The sequence below is a fragment of the Pseudomonas sp. MWU15-20650 genome, assembly GCF_023242475.1.
Lineage (GTDB): Bacteria > Pseudomonadota > Gammaproteobacteria > Pseudomonadales > Pseudomonadaceae > Aquipseudomonas.
This window is the reverse complement of the sequence record NZ_JALJFG010000058.1, coordinates 1-18,686: the sequence shown is the minus strand read 5'-3', so window position 1 is coordinate 18,686 and position 18,686 is coordinate 1. Positions and strand designations below refer to the sequence as shown.

16 protein-coding genes are annotated in these 18,686 nt (G+C 61.1%); 5 read left to right on the top strand and 11 right to left on the bottom strand.

Annotated features, from left to right (window positions below):
• Positions 1-203 precede the first annotated feature (203 nt).
• Genes M5B43_RS26650 through M5B43_RS26635 form a run of 4 tightly spaced genes read left to right on the top strand, consistent with a single transcriptional unit; the run spans position 204 to position 3,432 of the window.
• The gene (locus M5B43_RS26650) at positions 204-1,013 is read left to right on the top strand and encodes a MetQ/NlpA family ABC transporter substrate-binding protein (RefSeq protein WP_248752865.1); all 810 of its coding nucleotides are present in this window, start codon (positions 204-206) and stop codon (positions 1,011-1,013) included.
• Between the two features lie 2 nt (positions 1,014-1,015).
• Complete coding sequence (locus M5B43_RS26645; RefSeq protein ID WP_248752864.1) at positions 1,016-2,131, top strand: ATP-binding cassette domain-containing protein; 1,116 nt, start codon at positions 1,016-1,018, stop codon at positions 2,129-2,131.
• Complete coding sequence (locus M5B43_RS26640; RefSeq protein WP_034117212.1) at positions 2,121-2,765, top strand: methionine ABC transporter permease; 645 nt, start codon at positions 2,121-2,123, stop codon at positions 2,763-2,765. The genes M5B43_RS26645 and M5B43_RS26640 overlap by 11 nt, the downstream gene beginning before the upstream one ends.
• Before the next feature lie 40 nt (positions 2,766-2,805).
• Complete coding sequence (locus M5B43_RS26635; protein ID WP_248752863.1) at positions 2,806-3,432, top strand: class I SAM-dependent methyltransferase; 627 nt, start codon at positions 2,806-2,808, stop codon at positions 3,430-3,432.
• A 105-nt stretch (positions 3,433-3,537) separates the two neighbouring features.
• On the opposite strand, the gene M5B43_RS26630 is transcribed toward M5B43_RS26635, so the two are convergent.
• From M5B43_RS26630 to M5B43_RS26615, 4 genes are all read right to left on the bottom strand, one after another.
• On the bottom strand, positions 3,538-5,733 hold the full coding sequence (locus tag M5B43_RS26630) for a glycoside hydrolase (RefSeq protein ID WP_248752862.1): 2,196 nt from the start codon (positions 5,731-5,733) through the stop codon (positions 3,538-3,540).
• A 115-nt stretch (positions 5,734-5,848) separates the two neighbouring features.
• A complete protein-coding gene (locus tag M5B43_RS26625; protein WP_248752861.1) occupies positions 5,849-8,902 on the bottom strand; it encodes an efflux RND transporter permease subunit in 3,054 nt (1,017 codons plus the stop codon).
• Positions 8,899-9,969, bottom strand: a complete 1,071-nt coding sequence (locus M5B43_RS26620) for an efflux RND transporter periplasmic adaptor subunit (protein WP_248752860.1) — start codon at positions 9,967-9,969, stop codon at positions 8,899-8,901. Before M5B43_RS26620 ends, M5B43_RS26625 begins: the two co-directional genes overlap by 4 nt.
• On the bottom strand, positions 9,966-11,048 hold the full coding sequence (locus M5B43_RS26615; protein WP_248752859.1) for an efflux RND transporter periplasmic adaptor subunit: 1,083 nt from the start codon (positions 11,046-11,048) through the stop codon (positions 9,966-9,968). The genes M5B43_RS26620 and M5B43_RS26615 overlap by 4 nt, the downstream gene beginning before the upstream one ends.
• A gap of 121 nt (positions 11,049-11,169) precedes the next feature.
• Between M5B43_RS26615 and M5B43_RS26610 the strand changes: the two genes are divergently transcribed.
• Positions 11,170-12,333, top strand: coding sequence for an AAA family ATPase (locus M5B43_RS26610; protein ID WP_248752858.1), 1,164 nt, complete (start codon positions 11,170-11,172; stop codon positions 12,331-12,333).
• Positions 12,334-12,426: 93 nt separating this feature from the next.
• On the opposite strand, the gene M5B43_RS26605 is transcribed toward M5B43_RS26610, so the two are convergent.
• From M5B43_RS26605 to M5B43_RS26575, 7 genes are all read right to left on the bottom strand, one after another.
• The gene (locus tag M5B43_RS26605; RefSeq protein WP_248752857.1) at positions 12,427-13,275 is read right to left on the bottom strand and encodes a transporter substrate-binding domain-containing protein; all 849 of its coding nucleotides are present in this window, start codon (positions 13,273-13,275) and stop codon (positions 12,427-12,429) included.
• A complete protein-coding gene (locus tag M5B43_RS26600) occupies positions 13,272-14,048 on the bottom strand; it encodes an amino acid ABC transporter ATP-binding protein (protein WP_248752856.1) in 777 nt (258 codons plus the stop codon). The genes M5B43_RS26605 and M5B43_RS26600 overlap by 4 nt, the downstream gene beginning before the upstream one ends.
• Positions 14,045-14,704 (bottom strand): amino acid ABC transporter permease, encoded by a 660-nt coding sequence (locus M5B43_RS26595; protein WP_248752855.1) that lies wholly within the window; start codon positions 14,702-14,704, stop codon positions 14,045-14,047. Before M5B43_RS26595 ends, M5B43_RS26600 begins: the two co-directional genes overlap by 4 nt.
• On the bottom strand, positions 14,685-15,350 hold the full coding sequence (locus M5B43_RS26590; protein WP_248752854.1) for an amino acid ABC transporter permease: 666 nt from the start codon (positions 15,348-15,350) through the stop codon (positions 14,685-14,687). The genes M5B43_RS26595 and M5B43_RS26590 overlap by 20 nt, the downstream gene beginning before the upstream one ends.
• 506 nt (positions 15,351-15,856) lie before the next feature.
• On the bottom strand, positions 15,857-16,639 hold the full coding sequence (locus M5B43_RS26585; protein ID WP_248752853.1) for a MetQ/NlpA family ABC transporter substrate-binding protein: 783 nt from the start codon (positions 16,637-16,639) through the stop codon (positions 15,857-15,859).
• Positions 16,640-16,766: 127 nt separating this feature from the next.
• Positions 16,767-17,693, bottom strand: coding sequence for a sigma-54 dependent transcriptional regulator (locus M5B43_RS26580; RefSeq protein ID WP_248752852.1), 927 nt, complete (start codon positions 17,691-17,693; stop codon positions 16,767-16,769).
• A 47-nt stretch (positions 17,694-17,740) separates the two neighbouring features.
• A complete protein-coding gene (locus M5B43_RS26575) occupies positions 17,741-18,322 on the bottom strand; it encodes an alpha/beta hydrolase (protein WP_248752851.1) in 582 nt (193 codons plus the stop codon).
• Positions 18,323-18,686: the final 364 nt, after the last annotated feature.

Sequence of the window (18,686 nt, the reverse complement as noted above, 5' to 3'; positions counted from 1 at the left end):
CCCAAAAGCTATCTGCGCGGGGTATCGGATACACCGCATTCGTCCTTCTTTGGGGGCGCTACGCGCCCCAACGCGGGACAAGCCCGCTCGCCACAGGTTACCGGTTGCTCTTTCTAGCGCTTAACTGACTGGCATTGGGGCAAGCCCCCTCCCACATTGGATCTCCATTGTTTGTACCCATACCTTATGACTGGAAAACCACTATGAAAAAGACACGCCTCACTCACCCAGTCAAAGCACTGGCCCTGGCCTTCGGTTTGTTCAGCTCAACGGTATTCGCCGCCGACACGCCGCTGAAAATCGGCACCACCGCCGCCTTCGCGATTCCCCTTGAGGCCGCCGTGGCTGAAGCCGGCAAGCAGGGCCTGAAGGTCGAACTGGTGGAATTCACCGATTGGATCGCCCCCAACGTCAGCCTGGCCGCTGGCGATATCGATGTGAACTACTTCCAGCACATTCCGTTCCTGGAAAACGCCAAGGCCGCCGCCGGCTTTGACCTGGTGCCCTATGCGCCGGGCATCATCAACAACGTCGGGCTGTACTCGAAGAAATACAAAAGCCTTGGCGACTTGCCCCAAGGCGCCAGCGTGGCGATTGCCAATGACCCGATCAACAGTGGCCGCGGCCTGCAACTGCTGGCCAAGGCGGGGTTGATCACGCTCAAGCCGGGTGTCGGCTACAAGGCCACCGAAGAAGACATCGTCGCCAACCCGAAAAAGATCAAGATCCTGCAAGTGGAAGCCGTGCAACTGGTGCGCGCCTACGATGACGCCGACCTGGTACAGGGCTACCCGGCGTACATCCGCCTGTCCAAGACCTTTGATGCCGAGTCGGCGCTGCTGTTCGACGGCCTGGACCACCCGGAATACGTGATTCAGTTCGTGATTCAGCCGAAAAGCAAAAACGACCCGCGCGTGATCAAGTTCGTCGACATCTACCAACACTCGCCGGTGGTACGTGCTGCGCTGGATAAATCCCTCGGCACGCTCTACCAAGTCGGTTGGGAAGGCTGAATATGACCGCCGCCAACACTCAACTGCGCGACCTGGGCACAACGCCCAGGGATGCCGAGCAGACCGAACTGCACCCGGACTTGAACCGCGCCCACGTGCGTTTTATCAACCTGGGCAAGACCTACGACAGCAACGTGCAGGCGCTGCAAGGCATCGACCTGGCGATCCAACGTGGCGAAGTGTTCGGCATCATCGGTCGCAGCGGCGCCGGTAAATCCTCGTTGATCCGCACCATCAACCGTCTGGAACAACCCACCAGCGGGCGCGTACTGATCGATCAGGTCGACATCAGTGAGTTCGACGAAGACCACCTGGTCGCGCTGCGTCGGCGCATCGGCATGATCTTCCAGCACTTCAACCTGATGTCGGCCAAGACGGTGTGGCAGAACGTCGAGTTGCCGCTGAAAGTCGCCGGCGTGCCCAAGCCGCAACGCGAGCAAAAGGTACGTGAACTGCTGGAACTGGTCGGCCTGCAGGACAAGCACAAGGCTTATCCGGCGCAGCTTTCCGGGGGGCAGAAACAACGTGTCGGCATCGCCCGCTCGCTGGTGCACGACCCGCAGATCCTGCTGTGCGACGAGGCCACCTCGGCCCTTGATCCGGAAACCACCCAGTCCATCCTCGGCCTGCTGCGTGAGATCAACCAGCGCCTGGGCCTGACCATCGTGTTGATCACCCATGAGATGGCCGTGATCCGTGAAATCTGCGACCGCGTGGTGGTGCTGGAGCAGGGGCGCATCGTTGAGCAAGGCCCGGTGTGGCAGGTGTTTGGCGATCCGCAACATGCGGTCAGCAAGACCCTGCTGGCGCCGCTGCAACATGGGCTAGCGCCAGAGTTGCAACACCGCCTGCTACCCACGCCGCCATCGGCCGACGCGGCGTTGGTGCTGCGCTTGCAATTGACCGGCAGCGCCACCGATGAACCCGACCTGGCCGCCCTGTTCAGCGCCCTCGGCGGGCGTGTGCGCTTGCTGCAAGGCGGTGTGGAACGCATCCAGGGGCATGCCCTGGGGCAATTGTTGCTGGCGGTGAGTGGTTCGCCTCACAGCGCCGAAGAACTGCGCAAACGCGCCGCGAATTGGGCACAACAGGTGGAGGTGCTGGGCTATGTGGTTTGATCGTTTGGTACAAGGCGCCATCGACACCTTGTTGATGGTGGGGGTGTCGTCGCTGATCGCGTTGCTGGTGGGCATTCCGCTGGCGGTGTTTTTGGTCACCAGCGACAAGGGCGGTATCTACCAGGCACCGGCCCTTAACCGCGTGCTGGGAGCGTTCGTGAATCTGTTCCGCTCCATTCCGTTCCTGATCCTGATGGTGGCGCTGATCCCGTTCACTCGCCTGATCGTCGGCACTACCTATGGCGTCTGGGCGGCCGTCGTCCCGCTAACCATCGCCGCGACGCCATTCTTTGCCCGCATCGCCGAAGTGAGCCTGCGCGAGGTCGACCATGGCCTGATCGAAGCCGCGCAGGCCATGGGTTGCCGCCGCTGGCACATCATCTGGCACGTGCTGTTGCCCGAAGCGCTGCCAGGTATCGTCGGCGGGTTCACTATTACCTTGGTGACCATGATCAACTCGTCCGCGATGGCCGGGGCGATTGGGGCCGGAGGGTTGGGCGATATTGCGTACCGCTATGGCTACCAGCGCTTCGATACGCAGATCATGCTGACGGTGATTGTGCTGCTGGTGGTGCTGGTGGCGGTGATCCAGCTCGGTGGCGATCGCCTGGCGCGAGTGCTGAACAAGAGGTGAGGTATAGTCGGGCCATCGAAGCAGCCCGGTACCGCACCTCATGACGCTCAAGCCCGAAGACCTCAACCAGATCACCTCCACCACCCTGGGCCATTACAACAAGGTGGCCGAAGACTTCCGTGAAGGCACCCGCGATCACGATGTGAGCCAGAACATCGACGCGCTGCTGCGGCATATCCAGGGCACGCCGCCGTTTACCGTGCTGGATTTCGGCTGCGGGCCAGGGCGGGATTTGCAGACGTTTACGCGCATGGGGCATATCGCCGTGGGCCTGGATGGCTCCGAGCGTTTTGCGCAGATGGCTCGAGAAGACAGTGGCTGTGAAGTGTTGCAGCAGGATTTTCTCAAGCTGGACCTGCCCGCCGAACGCTTCGATGGGGTGTTCGCCAATGCGGTGCTGTTTCATATTCCCAAGCAGGAACTGCCGCGCATTCTCAAACAGCTGCATGGCGCGTTGAAGCCTGGAGGTGTGCTGTTCAGTTCCAACCCCCGCGGTGAGAACCAGGAAGGTTGGAATGGGCCTCGGTATGGGTCTTATCACGACCTGGAAGCGTGGCAGGCCCTGCTGACGGCGGCCGGGTTTGTGGAGCTGGAACATTATTACCGCCCGGCCGGGTTGCCTCGGGAGCAACAGCCTTGGTTGGCGAGTGTGTGGCGCAGGCTATAGATTTTTTTTGCCTGGTCTGACGCCATCGGGAGCAAGCCCCCTCCCACAGGGGAGTGCATTTCAACTGTGGGAGCGGGCTTGCTCCCGATGGCCTCAACCGCACCGCTAATCAAGCTGATACACCACCGGTTTTTCACCCACCACCAGCGCCGTCACACTGCGCCCTGGATACCCCGTTTTTTCCTGGGTGGAAAAATTCGCCACCAACCGTGTGCCATCGGCAAAGGTGGTCTGCTGCACCTGTTTGTCGGCTGTCAGCCAACGAAAATCGGTCATGGCCCGGGTCGCCAACCGCTGGTGCAATGGCCGGAAAAAGCCATCCTGGCGTTGAATCAACGGCAGGCGCTGCTTCAACGTCGCCGCACTCAGGTGATACAACGGCGGCACGTTGTAGAGCAATTGGGTCAACTCATTTTCAGCGCGCACATTGCTCAGTTTCAGGCTGTCGAACAGCCAATGGTGGGTGGTAATCACCGACCCGTGGAACACCGCCTGGTACAGCGGCAAACGCATCGTCGGCTCGAAATACACCGTACGAAACGGCTCCTTCAACGGCACGGGTTTGAAGAACACTGCCGGTTGCTCAGGCGGGTACCAGTTGCCGACGTAATAGGGCGACTGTTTGTCCCGGGTCATCTGGCGATCACCCCAGCCGATCACCGGCGTCTGCATGCCGTGGGCGAACAGGATGCCTTGGGCAGTAATGGCGTTGCCGTCTTCGGAACCCGCCGGCAGTTGGAGTACGCGGTTGAGCCAGCGGGAAGCGTCGATATTGCCTTCGGCGTTTTGCGCCTGGGTCATGGCGGCGCCGTCACGGTAGCTGTCGAAGAGCATGCTGGTGGCGTAGGCATCGAGGAACCACGCGTTGAACCCGGCCCTGGCTTGCACGGCCCGGGTTCGCGCCTCCAGCAGCGGCCGTACGCAGCGTGGGTCGGTGTAGTGGCCCGATTGCTGGAAACCGGTCTTGAGCGTGCCGTCTTTGAGCACGATGGCGCAGTCACGATAGGCTTTGGCGCCCAGGTGGGCGGTGGTCCAGTCCGGGTTTTCGGTGGTGGATAACGCGGTTTCATAGGAGTCGTACGGCGCCATCAGGTAACCGGCTTTAACGCCCGCCTGAATCGCTTCGGGGTGCCAGAGGCCACCTTCCCAGCCTTCGCCCAGGGTCAGCAGCAGACGCTGGAGCCCGGCGTCTTGCAGCGATTTGACGGTCTTGGCCGACAGGGTGCTACCCCAGGTTTCAGGGCGGTCACTCAAGGCGCCGGCAAACGCGGTGGCCAGTTCACGCCGGAGCGTGCCATAACCCTGGGCAAGCTTGAGCATGTCCGGCTCATCCGTAGCCTGCCAGGTTTGTCGAGCCTTCTGGTTGATGGCGGCGTTGAGGCCGCGTAGCAGGACGGTCTTTTGATAGCGGTCCAGCGCGTTGGCTTGAGCCAGTACCTGCGCCGCTTCTTTGTCCAGCAAGCCCTTGAGTTCGTGACCGCGCAGCGTCTTGATCAGGAGCGGCCAGTCCCGCACATCATCAACCCCCAACAGGTCGTTGCCCCACAGGTAGACGTGGCTGGCACCCAGCAGTTTTTCGGCTTCAGGTGTTTGCCGCAGTTTGTCTACCAATGGCTCATAACGTCCCTGCTCTACCAACCATTGGCGATAACGCTTGGCCCCCGCCAAGGGGTCGGCGTCCCCCAAATGCAGGCGCAAGGTCATGGGTGTCCCAGGTTCGAGACGGGTGAATTCATGGGCCACGGAAAGCGCCAGCCCTTCGCCGTCGGCCGACCATTTCAAGCGGTTGTGGTAAGGATTGGTCAGCAGCCAGCTCAAGGTGAAGCTGCCGTGATCTACGCCCCATAACGGCAGGCTGAGGTCCTGCGTCGTGTTGACCTCACCCTGCTCCAGCAAAAACGCTTTCCAGACCGCATTGTCGGCAGGAACGTAATGCCCTTCGGCCAAGGGCCAGATCAAGCCCTGGCCCATCGCCGCGGCGGGCTGGCGCAGCAGCGGCAATTCACCCGGTCCGCGGGCGCTGATCGCCAACGACAGGTCGCGTTCCTCAAGGCGGGCGCTCAGGCGATAAGCGCCGCTGTCCCATTGCCAAGTGGCCTGTTCAGCATCGGCTTGCAGGTCATTGACGGCCTGTGCCGCCACCCCGCTGGAAGCCTGCACCGAGGTTCTGCCGGCCGGCGTGACGCGCAACGCCAACGTGGCCGGGTCAAGCTCGATACGCCACAGGGCGTTTTCCAGCACGGTGCCGGCACAGGCCAGCGGAGACAGCAGGAGGCTACAAACTAGCCATAGATGGCGCATGACGCGGGCCTTCCAAATGGAATCAAGTCCGGAGGGTAAAACACTTATCCCCAGGCGACTGCATGGAAAGTGTTTTCGGGAGCCTTCCCACATCCTTGCAGGAAGGCACCAAGGATCAGCCCTGTTCTTTTTTCGGCTCGCGAATCTTGTACCAGGCCACATACAGCGCCGGCAGGAACAGCAGCGTCAGCAAGGTGGCAATGATGATCCCGCCGATCATCGCGTACGCCATCGGCCCCCAGAATACTTCTCGCGCAATCGGGATCATGCCCAGGCTTGCGGCAGCGGCCGTGAGCAGGATCGGCCGGCGTCGGTGCTCGGTGGCTTCCACCACCGCATCCCACGGCGTGTAGCCGTCCTGCTCGTACGCGTCGATCTGCGTCACCAGGATCACCGAGTTGCGGATGATGATGCCGATCAGCGCGAGAATGCCGAGGATCGCCACAAACCCCATGGGGGTGCCCGTAGGAATCAACGCCAGCACCACGCCGATCAACCCCAGCGGCGCGACACTCGCCACCAGGAACATCTTCTGCACGCTGTGCAACTGGATCATCAGGAACGTCGCCATCAAGAACAGCATCAACGGCACCACTTTGGCGATAGGCCCTTGGGCCTTGCCGCTCTCTTCCACGGTGCCGCCCGTGGCAACTTTGTAGCCCACCGGCAAGCCGGCGCTGAACGTCTCAATGGTCGGTGCCAGCTGCTTGACCAGATCGGTCGGTTGCATCTCATCGCGCACCGACGCCTTGATGGTGATGGTGGGCTTACGGTCGCGACGCCAGACCAACGGCTGCTCCAGCTCATAACGCACCGTCGCAAACGCCAGCAGCGGAATCGAGGTGCCGTTGGGCGTGACGATCTGCAGGTTCTGCAAGGTTTCCGGCGTACCGCGCTCGGCGTCTTCAGCGCGACCGACCACGTTGATCAGGTAAATATCGTCGTGCACCTGGGTCACCGAAGCGCCGCTGACCACGCTGTTCATCAACTGCGCCACGTCTTCCGACGACAACCCCAACTGCCGCGCCTTGTCCTGGGCGATGTCCACGCGCAGCACTTTGCCCGGCTCGTTCCAGTCATAGATGATCTCGCCCAAGTGGGTGTTCTGGTCCAGCAAGGTCGCCAGTTCGATGGCGTGCTTGCGCACTTGGTCGATGTCTTTACCAGACACTCGGTACTGAATCGGCCGCCCCACCGGCGGGCCCATTTCCAGCGGCTGCACATAGCTGCCGATGCCGACGAAGTCATCGCGCAGGTGCTTTTGCAGCCTCGCAATCAAGGCGCCACGCTCTTTGAGGCCCTTGCTCACGATGACGAGCTGCGCGTAGTAGGGGTTTTCCAGTTGCTGGTCGAGGGGCAGGTAGAAACGAATCGCGCCCTGGCCGATATAGGTGCTCCAACGGGCGATGTCCGGGTCATCCTTGATGATCGCTTCGAGGCGGTCGACGGCCTTGCGGGTCTCGTTGATCGAGGCGTTCTGCGGCAGGTTGAGGTCGACGAGAATTTCCGGCCGGTCCGAGGACGGGAAAAACTGGTTCTGCACAAACTGCATGGAGAACACCGAGGCCGCAAACAGCCCCACCGTGATGCCGATGGCCCACCAGCGGTTGCGCATGGCCCAGAGCATGCCGCCGTTGAAGGCACGACCAATGCGCCCGGGTTCGGCGTTATGCGGCTTCACATTGGCGCTGAGGATGTGCACGCCAATCACTGGCGCAAACAGCACCGCCACCCCCCACGACACCAGCATGGCCACGGCAATCACCGCGAACAGGGTGAAGGTGTACTCACCCGCCGAGCTGGCATTGAGGCCGATGGGCACGAACCCGGCGACGGTCACCAGCGTACCGGTGAGCATCGGAAACGCCGTGGAGGTATAGGCGTAAGTCGCCGCTTGTTCCTTGGTCTCGCCTTTTTCCAGGCGCGTGATCATCATCTCCACGGTGATCATCGCATCGTCCACCAATAGGCCGAGGGCGATGATCAACGCGCCCAGGGACACGCGCTGCATGGTGATGCCGCTGTATTCCATGAACACGAACACCAGCGCCAGCACCAACGGAATCGAGCACGCCACCACCAGCCCGGCGCGCATGCCGAGGCTGATAAAACTCACCACCAGTACGATGACGACGGCCTCGAACAGCGCGCTGGTAAAGCCGCCGACGGCCTCTTGGACCACTTCGGCTTGGTCGGAAACTTTGTGCACGCCAACGCCCACCGGCAGGTCGGCGGTCAACTCGTCCATGCGTGTGTGCAGGGCCTTGCCGAACGACTGGATATTGCCGCCCTTCTGCATGGCGATAGCCAGGCCGATGGCCGGCTTGCCGTCAAACCGGAACATCGGCCGCGCCGGGTCCACGTAGCCACGGCTGATGTCGGCAATGTCCGCCAAGCGATAGAAGCGATCGTTGAGCCGCAGGTTGACGTTGGCCAGGTCCTTCTCCGAGGCAAACTGCCCGGAAGTGCGCACAGAAATCCGCTCCGGCCCGGCCTCGATCACCCCGGCAGGCGTCACGGCGTTCTGCGACTGCAGGCTTTGCACGACTTGGCGCTGGTCAATCCCCAGGGCCGCCAGCTTGCGCGTGGAGAAGTTCAGGTAAATCACTTCGTCCTGTTGGCCGATCATCTCGACCTTGCCCAGGCCCGGCACCGAACGGATCTCGGCGCGCACCTGCTCCACATAGTCGCGCAGTTGGCGCATCGACAGGCCGTCGCCGGTGAAGGCGTACACCGAACCGAATACGTCACCGAACTCATCGTTGAAACCCGGCCCCTGCAAGCCCTGGGGGAAGTCGCCGCGAATGTCGTCGATCTTCTTGCGTACCTGGTACCAGATTTCGGGAATGGCCTTGGCGCTGGTGGTGTCCTTGAGGAACACGAACACCGTGGACTCACCCGGCCGGGTATAGCTTTTTACGTAGTCGAGGGAGTCGAGTTCCTCGAGTTTTTTCTCGATGCGGTCGGTCACCTGCTTGAGGGTTTCTTCCTGGGTCGCACCGGGCCAGCGGGTCTGGATCACCATGGTCTTGATGGTGAACGAGGGGTCTTCCTCGCGCCCCAGGTTCATGTACGAGAACACGCCCATCAGCAGCGCGACGAACATCAGGTACCAGACGAAGGACTGATGCTTGAGAGCCCAGTCGGATAAGTTGAAGCTCCCTTTCATCGTGGGCTGTCCTCGTCGATTTTGACTTTTTGCCCAGGTTTCAGGCTGTTTACGCCAGCGATGACAATGTGTTCGCCGGGTTGGACGCCGCCATTGAGCAAGGCACTGCCGGCATCACGGCTGATCACCGTGACGTCGCGCGGCTGCACCGTCTGGCTCTGGGTGTCGAGCAGCCAGATGCGGGTCTTGCCGTCGATGGCCTGCAAGGCACTCACGGGCACTTCGATGCGCGCAGCGATGGCCGTGCTCAGGGTCACGCTGATGGCGGTGCCGAGGCGAAACGCAGCAGGCGTGCCGGCCAACGTCAAGCGGGCGCGGCGGGTGCGCGTGGCGCTTTGGGCCTGGGGCTCGATCTCGCGCACGATGGCGGTGGTGTGCACGCTGGGGTCGAGTTGCCCGGCGACCAGGAACACCACATCGGTGGGCAGGCGCTCAGCGAGGCCCGCGGGCAGGTCGATCACGGCCTCCTTGATGTCCGGGCGCGCCAGGGTGACCACCTGCTGGCCGGCACTGACCACCTGGCCGGCCTCGGCATTCCAGGCCGTGACGATGCCGGCTTGGTCGGTGCGCAGTTCGGCGTAGTTGAGTTGGTCTTTGGCCTGATTGACCGAAGCCTTGGCCTGATCGAGGGACGCCTGGGTGGTCTTCAGGTCAGTCTGGGCCACATCCAGCTGGGCCTGGGCGCCGACGCCACGGTTGAACAATTGCTGCTGACGCCGGGCGCTGGCTTGGGCGTTGATGAGTTGCGCCTGGACGCGTGCGAGGTCGCCTTGTGCAGCACGCAATTGGTTCTGCTGATCGGTGGGGTCGAGTACGGCGAGCAAGGCGCCCTTCTCCACTTCGGCGCCCACATCCACGGCACGCCGAGCAATACGGCCGGGTACGCGAAAGCCCAGATTGCTTTCGTAGCGGGCCTGGATGGTGCCGGCGAAGCGACCGAGGTTTTCCTGGTCTTCGGCTTTCACTTGCATCGACAACACCGGACGCACCGGCTCGGGCGGCGGCTCTTCCTTGGAGCAGGCCACCAGCAACAGGCTGGCGGCGAGCATGGCCGTCAGGCGCTTCATGGCTGGGCTCCTTGCTGGGCGATCTCGACGGTCATGCCGGGGTGCAGCAATTGCCCGCCGGCCACCACGACTTTTTCGCCACCTTTGAGGCCATCGCCAATGATCACCTTGCCGGTGAGGTAACGCGCCACCGTGACCTTGTGCAGTTGCGCCTTGCCGTCGCCATCGATCAGCCACACGGCGGGCTCGTTGAAGTCCTTGGTGAGCGCCGACCAGGGCAGCTCGATACTGGCCTTGGCCGGGCCATTGGCGGTGGCGCTCACCACCGAACCCAATTGCATGCCCTTGGGCAGGGATTGCAGGGCGATTTTCACTTGGACGGTGCCGGTATTGGCCGCCACGGCAGGTGTGACCTCACGCACTTTGCCCACGGCCTTGATGCTCGGGTTATCCAATAGGCTGACGGTAATCGGCATGTCGGGCGGCGGTTCCACCAATAAGGACTCATAGACGTTGAACACCGCATCGCGCTCGCCATCGGCGGCCAGGCTGAAAATCGGCACGGTAGCCTGCACCACTTGGCCGACTTCGGCCTGGCGCGCGGTAATCACACCCGGCGCATCCGCGATCAACGAGGTGTAGCCCAGTTGTTCACGGGCGTTGGCCAGTTGGGCTTGCGCGGCGACCAGCGCGCTTTGACTGCTACGCAGCGCAGCCTGGGCGGCATCATATTCGCTGCGGCTGGTGTAGCCCTTGGGCAGCAGTTTTTCCTGGCGCACGAAGGCGGCGGCGGTCTGCTTGACCCGCGCCTGCTCGGCCACGACTTGGGCCTGGGCAGAGTCGACGTTAGTCTGCAAATCCTTGGGGTCGAGCTTGGCCAGCACTTGCTTGGCGGTCACGCGGTCGCCTACGTCCACCGTGCGCTGGATGATCTTGCCGCCCACACGGAAGGACAAATCGGTTTGCACACGGGCCTGGATATCACCCGTCAGCGTGACGGCCGCAGCAAAATCCGCAGGCTGCACGGATTGCACAAACACCCGTGAGTGGGCCTTGGGTTCGGCCTTGTCCTGACCGCAACCGCTCAGCAGCGCCAATAGGCCAAGCCCGAAAAAACAAGTGAAAATGCGACCGCCCATGCAGGCTCCTTTTGCGTGATGCCGACTTGCCAGAGTGTATGCGACTGTGAGCTTAGAACAGGGTTCCTTATCTGCATGGAGGCTCCCATACTCCAATGGTTCCCACGCCGAAAAAATACCCATGCTCAAGACCCTCGCGGTGGCCAATTACCGCTCGATCAATAAATTGGTAGTGCCCCTGGACCGGTTGAACCTGATCACCGGGCCTAATGGCAGCGGCAAGTCCAACCTGTATCGGGCCCTGCGCCTGCTGGCGGAAACCGCCCAAGGCGGGGTGGTCAACGCGCTGGCTCGTGAAGGCGGGCTGGATTCGACCTTCTGGGCCGGGCCGGAAACCGTCAGCCGGCGCATGCACAGCGGCGAGGTAGCGGTGGAGCCCGTCGTGGCCCAAGGCGTCAAACGCTTGCGCCTGGGCTTTGCCGGAGAGGACTTCAGCTATGCCATTTCCCTGGGAATGCCCATTCCGGTTCCCGGCAGCGAATTCAAACTGGACCCAGAGATCAAAAAGGAATGTATCTGGGCGGGTCCCCTCTACCGCCCGGCCAGCCTGCTGGTACAGCGCTCCGGGCCGATGGTGCGGGCACGTGACGGCCGCGCCTGGGATGTGCTGGCCCAGCACACGCCCAACTATCACAGCCTGTTCGATCAGGTGGGTAACCTGCGCGGTTCGCCGGAAGTTTTACTGCTGCGCGAAAGCATCCGTGGCTGGCGTTTTTATGATCACTTTCGCAGCGATGTGGATGCGCCGGTACGCCAACCGCAACTCGGCACGCGCACGCCGGTGTTGCATCACGACGGTCGAGACTTGGCGGCAGCGTTGCAAACGATTCGGGAAGTAGGCGACGCCGAAGCGCTGCAGCACGCAGTGAGCGACGCGTTCCCTGGCGCGCGTCTGCATATCGAGCCGTTGCAGGGCGGGCGCTTTGCCATTGAGTTTTATCAGGAAGGTTTGCTGCGCCCCTTGTCGGCGGCGGAATTGTCGGATGGCACCTTGCGCTACCTGCTGTTGATCGCCGCGCTGCTGACGCCACGGCCGCCGACCATGATGGTGCTGAACGAACCGGAAACCAGCCTGCACCCGGATTTGCTGCCGGCGTTGGCGCGCTTGATTATCCAGGCTTCACAACATTGCCAGGTCTGGGTGGTGTCCCACGCCAGCCGCTTGATTGCGGCGTTGCAGCAGGATCAAGGGTGTCATTCGATTGTGCTGGAGAAGGTGCTGGGGGAAACGCGGATCGTGGGGCAAGGGATTCTGGATGCACCGGCCTGGCATTGGCCGCAATAGGCGCTGCCTTTACTGGCCTCATCGGGAGCAAGCCCCCTCCCACACTTGGAATGCGCTCCAACTGTGGGAGGGGGCTTGCTCCCGATGACGGTATCAGCCTTGCCACTTACCTCCTTCGACAATCACACTTTCCGGCGGGGTGTCATCGCTCAGTTCTTTACGCACATACTGGTCGTACAGCTTGAGCAGGAACTTCTCCTCACCCAACTTCGCCAACTCGGCATTGACCCAATCGCGCAGTTCGATATTGCCCTTCTTCACCGCCGGGGCTATCGGAGCTTCATCACCCAGCTTCTGTTCCAGCACGCGGTAGCCCGGGTTCTGCTTGGCCCAGCTGAACAGCACCAGGTTGTCCTGTGCGTAGGCGTCGCCACGGCCGGCCGACAGCGCTTGCAGCGACTCGGAGTTTTTCTCGAACTTGAGCAGTTTCCAATCCGGGTGGTTCTTGGTCAGCCAGATATCAGCCGTGGTGCCAGTAGTGACGATAGTGGTGCCGGTGGCCAGGTCGTCCAGGCTCTTCACCGCACTGTCGTTAGGCACTAACGCCTGCACCGCGACTTTCAGGTTGGGGTTGGTGAAGTCCACCGCGTCCTTGCGCTCAGGCGTCACGGTCATGTTGGCGAGGATCAAATCCACCTTGTCGCTTTGCAGGAACGGGATACGGCTGGCCGGTTCCACGGCAACGAATTCAACCTTGTTTTCGTCGCCCAACAGGTCCTTGGCGAATTGGCGGCCGATGTCGGTATCGAAACCGACGTAGCGGCCGGCTTCGTTGACGAAGCCGAACGGCGGTTTGTCGGTGAACACGCCGACGATCAGCTTGTCCCGTGCTTTGATTTTGTCTATATAGCTGACAGCCGCAGGTTTTACCGGCTCTTCGGCCTTCTTATCACAGCCGGCCAGCAAGGCGACGGCAAACAGTGGCAGCAGTAACTTTTTCATATCAGCTCCAATTCCTTGGTTTTCTTGGGCAGTGTTGAGACAAAGGAGAACTTCTCCAGGAACTGCTGCGCGCGTGCGGTTTGCGGGTTCGTAAAGAATGCCTCGGGGGTGTTGTGTTCGAGGATGCGACCGGCCTCCATAAAAACCACGCGGTCGGCGACGGCGCGGGCGAAGGCCATTTCGTGGGTGACGATCAGCAGGGTCATGCCATCGCGGGCCAGGTCCTGGATGACTTCCAGCACCTCCTTGACCATCTCCGGGTCGAGGGCGGCGGTGACTTCGTCAAACAGCATGACCTGCGGGTTCATGCACAACGAACGGACGATGGCGATGCGTTGCTGCTGGCCACCGGAAAGCTGGCGCGGGAAGGCGTCGCGCTTGTCGGCCAGGCCCACACGTTCCAGCAGTTTTTCCGCCTGCTCACGCGCCTCACGAGGGTTGCGCTTCTGCACTTTCAACGGGCCAAGCAGAATGTTGTCGAGCACGCTCATGTGCGGGAACAGGTGATAACTCTGGAACACCATGCCCACGTCCTGACGCACTTGGCGCCAGTCTGTGGATGGGGCCAGCAGTTCCTTACCGGCAAAGCGCAGGCTGCCGCTGTGCGCCACTTCCAAGCCGTTGAGGCAACGCAGCAAGGTGCTTTTGCCACAACCGCTGGGGCCGAGGATCACCACCACTTCGCCGCTTTGCACACGCAGGTCGATGCCCTTGAGCACCTGCTGCTCGCCGAAAAACTTATTGAAACCCTGGAACTCGATCAATGCGTTCATGCTTGGGCCCAGCGCCGTTCCAGCACCTTGGAGGCGGCCGACAACGGGTAGCAGATAAAGAAGAAAAACAGGAACAGCACGCCGTAGATCAACACCGACTCGTAGGTGCGCTCGATGATTTGCTGGCCCACCTTGATCACATCCACCACCCCGATCAGCACCGCCAGGGAGCTGGTCTTGATGATGCGCGTGTAGACGTTGATGGTCGGCGGGGTCATGCGCTTGAGGGCCTGTGGCAGCAGCACGTAGCCGTACAACTGCGGGTCGGACAAGCCGATGGACAAACCGGCCTCGCGCTGGCCACGAGGCAGCGAATGCAGCGCACCACGCACCACTTCACCCACCTCACTGGCACCCCACAGCGACAGCACCAGCACCGCGCACCAGAAGCTCGGCAGGCTCAAGCCAAAAAAGATCGGCAAGCCGAAAAACAGCAGGTACAACCACACCAGCACCGGAATCGCCCGGAACAACTCCAGGTAGACCCGCAGCACCAGGTTGACCGCGCGGTTATCCAAGGTGCGTAGCACGCCGTACAAGACGCCGCCCACCGTGCTGAAAGCGATGCTCAAGAATGAAATCGACAGGGTTTGTGCAGCGCCCTTGCCCAGTTGCGGCAACGACACCCATAACAACTCAAGACCCGAACTGGCCATGCTGGAGCCTCCTTTCCAGACGGCTGAGCAGCAGCGACAGCGGCAAAAACAACAACACGCAAATCAGTGTCAGCACGGCGAGCATTTCGTAAGTTTTGTAGTAGAGGGCGATATAGCTCTTGGTGGTGTAGAGAATCTCCGGCACCGCCACCGCGGAGACCACAGTGGTTTCCTTGAGCAGAAAAATGAAATTGGCGAACAACGCCGGCAGGCTGAGGATGCCGGCCTGGGGCAGGATCACATGGCGCAGCAGTTGCCAGTCGGACAGGCCGATGGACTTGCCCGATTCGATCTGCGCCAGCGGCACCGCCTCCACACCGGCGCGCAGCACCTCGGTGAGGTAGGCGCCGCCCAGGAAGGTCATGGTGATGATCGCCGCCCAGTAGCCGGAGATATTGAAGCCCAGGGCAGGCAGTGCGAAGTAGACAAAGAACAGTTGGATCAGCAGCGGCGTGTTACGCGCCAGCTCTACATACAACGCCACCAGGCGCGACAGATACGGGGTACGAAACACCAGCAATGCCGCGTTGATCAGTGCGACCAGCAAGGACGTTGCGATGGCGATCAAGCCCACTTGCAGCGTCACGCCCACGGCCTTGAGAAACGCCGGCAGGGTGCTGAGGATAAAAGCGAAATCGAAGGTCATCTTGAGTCCATGACGCCGCAAGGGTAATGCGGCGAGCGCCGTCCAATCCAACGTGGGTAACGTCGGGTAGCGCGAACTTTAAAGGTATAAAAAGTAAAATTTAAATACCCAAATAGCATATTGATATCACCCAAAAAACTAACCGCCGGATTCGCGGGTTGGGCAGGTCGCAGCTATGGTTGCGGGGTCTGTGTTTCGAGGGCATGAACGATGAACGAAGCAAAACCGATTGATCCGCAGGAGCTGGTGAAGTGGTTGGTGGCGTTGCGCAGGGCGATCAATAGCCGCGATCTGTAACGCGCTGAAGGTGCACTGTGAGATGAAGATCAAATGTGGGGCCTGCTCCCGATAGCAGTGGTTCAGTCAGTGCATCTGTGACTGACCTACAGCTATCGGGAGCAAGCCCCCTCCCACAGGTGGATTGCATTCCAAACTCCAGCCATAAAAAAACGCCGACGCTGTAACAGCCGTCGGCGTTCAAACCTTGAAGGGGGTTTTGAGTTACATCAGAACGCAGGCACCACGGCGCCGTTGTACTTCTTGTCGATGAAGGCTTTGACTTCCGGGCTGGTCAACGCCTTGGCCAGTTTCTGGATAGCGTCGCTGTCCTTGTTGTCTGGGCGAGCCACCAGGAAGTTCACGTACGGCGACTTGGCGTCTTCGATGATCAGCGCGTCTTTGGCTGGGTTCAGGCCGGCTTCCAGGGCGTAGTTGGTGTTGATCACGTCAAGGTCAACCTGGTCCAGCACGCGTGGCAGCAGGGCCGATTCCAGTTCCTTGAACTTCAGGTTCTTCGGGTTGCTGGCGATGTCTTTCGGCGTGGACAAGGCGTTTTTCGGGTCTTTCAGCGTAATCAGACCATTCTTCTGAAGCAGCAACAGGGCACGACCACTGTTGGAGCCTTCGTTCGGGATGGCCACGGTGGCACCCTCCTTGAGCTCAGAAACATTCTTGATCTTTTTCGAGTAACCACCGATGGGCTCAACGTGCACACCGACCACAGTGACCAGGTTGGTGCCCTTGCCCTTGTTGAAGTTCTCCAGGTACGGCAGGGTCTGGAAGTAGTTGGCGTCCAGGCGTTTCTCGGCCACTTGCACGTTCGGTTGCACGTAGTCGGTGAAGACTTTGATCTCCAGGTCCACGCCTTCTTTGGCCAGGGTCGGTTTGACCAGTTCAAGGATCTCGGCGTGCGGGATCGGCGTGGCGGCTACCACCAGTTTCTCGTTGGCTTGGGCCAAGCTTGCAGTCAGGGCAGCCGCCAGTGCGGTAAACAACAGAACCTTTTTCATGCAGTGTCCTTATCGAAATTCCGGGGCGTCTCTGACGACCGTTTTTTTTGTGAGTGGCCAGCGATATGCCATCGCGGCGTGGAAGGGACAATACCTAGATTTTTTATTCCCGAACAATATCTTTTATTCACGTTGATATTCCATTTTGTTCATGTAGGAATTTCCTCAACGTTTCGCGCTCGGCAGGGCTGGCGCTCGCGAAAATCCGCTGCACCTGCTCCAACGGCGAGCCGGCTGCGGGCAGGTTCAGATGCTCGGGTAAAATTTCATCACCGCTGCTGACCAGCAACGCAAAGTGAATGACGTTTTCCAACTCACGGGTATTGCCCGGCCAGCTGTGGTGCTCCAGCACGCGCTGGGCCTCGTCACTGATCAACGGCACCGGCAGGTCCAGGCGCTGGCTGTAGATACCGAGGAAATATTCGGCCAGGGACAGGATGTCGCCGACCCGCTCGCGCAAGGCCGGCAAATCCAGTTGGCCTTCGCTCAGGTAGTGAAACAGGCGCTCGTGAAACTTGCCGGCGGCCACGGCCTGGGCCAGGTCAATGCTGGTGGCCGCAACCAGGCGCACATCCACAGGGCTTGGCTGGTGCGCGCCCACCCGCGTGACTTCGTGGTTCTCCAGGGCCGCGAGCAATTTCACCTGGATCGGCAGCGGCAAGTCGCCGATTTCATCCAGGTACAAGGTGCCGCCATTGGCCGACCCAAACCAGCCAGCACGGCTGCTCGCCGCGCCGCTATGACTGCCGGCGGCATAGCCGAACAACTCGGCATCCGCGTAAGTGGGGCTGATCGCGCCGCAATTGACCGAGACAAATAAACCCGTGCGGTCACTGCCACGGTGGATATGTCGCGCCAGCAGTTCTTTACCGCTGCCCGTCTCACCACGAATCAACACGGGCAAGGCCCGCGGGGCGAGGCTCTCCAGCGCTTCGCGCAGTTGCCGCGAACGCGGGTCGACAAATACCAACGCTTTAGCGCGAATGCTCAGCGGGCTTTTCTCGGCATCGGGGAAGGTCAGCAGTGGCTGGCCGTAGGTTTCATGCAGGCTCATGGCAGGCTCCCGCCCCAATCCACTCAGGGACGGGGCGTTGAAAAATATTAGGCGCTGCGTCGAGCATGGTGCTCGAGGCGGTTTTGCAGGCGGTAGAGGTAGGCGAACCCCTGCTCCCAGCGCTGGTGACCCGACTTCACATTGATATGGCCGGCACCCGACAGGATGCCGGCTTCGGCGCCCCAGTGACGGGCGAGCTCCAGGGCCCGAGGGGCGCTGACAGCACTGTCGTTGTCGGAGCTGACCACTTGGCTGGGGAATGGCAGCAACTCGGTGGGGATCGGTGCGAAATTGCGCAGTGCGGGGGCACACGCCGGGCGCTCGACATCCGCTGGAGCCACCAGCAATGCGCCGCGTACCTGCCGCAAGAACTGCACGGGAGCAGTGGCAGCCCAGTGGGCCACCGTGATGCAACCCAGGCTATGGGCGATCAGGATGACCGGCGTGCTATCGGCAGCGATGGCCTCGGCCAGTGCCGCCACCCAATCCTCACGACGCGGCGTCAGCCAATCGGCCTGCTCCACCCGTGCGCTGTTGGGCAAGCTGTTCTGCCAATGGGTTTGCCAATGATCTTCTGGCGATCCTTGCCAGCCCGGCACGATCAGATAACGAATCGACTCGCTGTGCATGGGTGTGCCCTCCTGCAGCGTTTAACGTTGCTGGACAGTATAGGGACGGGGTTTATATTCGTTAAGGAATAAGAAGCTATTTATTAATAACTAAAATATCAAAACCATCACAGATCAAAATGTGGGATGGGCTTGCCCCGATGGCGGCATATCGCCTAGTGCATCTGGGGCTGACACACTGCTATCGGGGGCAAGCCCCAATGCCAGTCAGTTAAGCGCTAGAACGAGCAACCGGTAACCTGTGGCGAGCGGGCTTGCCACAGTGATAGTGTTCCTTCTTAACTGACTGGCATTAGGGCAAGCCCCCTCCCACATTGCCCTCATTTGCACATTGGGCTCGGCGGCGAAGGCCAAACGCCAGGCA

Excerpts from the sequence above, each read along its gene's own strand:
- M5B43_RS26625 (WP_248752861.1), bottom strand. The coding sequence starts at position 8,902 with ATGAAAGGGAGCTTCAACTTATCCGACTGGGCTCTCAAGCATCAGTCC.
- M5B43_RS26620 (WP_248752860.1), bottom strand. The coding sequence starts at position 9,969 with ATGAAGCGCCTGACGGCCATGCTCGCCGCCAGCCTGTTGCTGGTGGCC.
- M5B43_RS26600 (WP_248752856.1), bottom strand. The coding sequence starts at position 14,048 with ATGAACGCATTGATCGAGTTCCAGGGTTTCAATAAGTTTTTCGGCGAG.
- M5B43_RS26610 (WP_248752858.1), top strand. The coding sequence starts at position 11,170 with ATGCTCAAGACCCTCGCGGTGGCCAATTACCGCTCGATCAATAAATTG.
- M5B43_RS26650 (WP_248752865.1), top strand. The coding sequence starts at position 204 with ATGAAAAAGACACGCCTCACTCACCCAGTCAAAGCACTGGCCCTGGCC.
- M5B43_RS26630 (WP_248752862.1), bottom strand. The coding sequence starts at position 5,733 with ATGCGCCATCTATGGCTAGTTTGTAGCCTCCTGCTGTCTCCGCTGGCC.
- M5B43_RS26645 (WP_248752864.1), top strand. The coding sequence starts at position 1,016 with ATGACCGCCGCCAACACTCAACTGCGCGACCTGGGCACAACGCCCAGG.
- M5B43_RS26635 (WP_248752863.1), top strand. The coding sequence starts at position 2,806 with ATGACGCTCAAGCCCGAAGACCTCAACCAGATCACCTCCACCACCCTG.
- M5B43_RS26590 (WP_248752854.1), bottom strand. The coding sequence starts at position 15,350 with ATGACCTTCGATTTCGCTTTTATCCTCAGCACCCTGCCGGCGTTTCTC.
- M5B43_RS26585 (WP_248752853.1), bottom strand. The coding sequence starts at position 16,639 with ATGAAAAAGGTTCTGTTGTTTACCGCACTGGCGGCTGCCCTGACTGCA.
- M5B43_RS26605 (WP_248752857.1), bottom strand. The coding sequence starts at position 13,275 with ATGAAAAAGTTACTGCTGCCACTGTTTGCCGTCGCCTTGCTGGCCGGC.
- M5B43_RS26595 (WP_248752855.1), bottom strand. The coding sequence starts at position 14,704 with ATGGCCAGTTCGGGTCTTGAGTTGTTATGGGTGTCGTTGCCGCAACTG.
- M5B43_RS26615 (WP_248752859.1), bottom strand. The coding sequence starts at position 11,048 with ATGGGCGGTCGCATTTTCACTTGTTTTTTCGGGCTTGGCCTATTGGCG.
- M5B43_RS26575 (WP_248752851.1), bottom strand. The coding sequence starts at position 18,322 with ATGCACAGCGAGTCGATTCGTTATCTGATCGTGCCGGGCTGGCAAGGA.
- M5B43_RS26580 (WP_248752852.1), bottom strand. The coding sequence starts at position 17,693 with ATGAGCCTGCATGAAACCTACGGCCAGCCACTGCTGACCTTCCCCGAT.
- M5B43_RS26640 (WP_034117212.1), top strand. The coding sequence starts at position 2,121 with ATGTGGTTTGATCGTTTGGTACAAGGCGCCATCGACACCTTGTTGATG.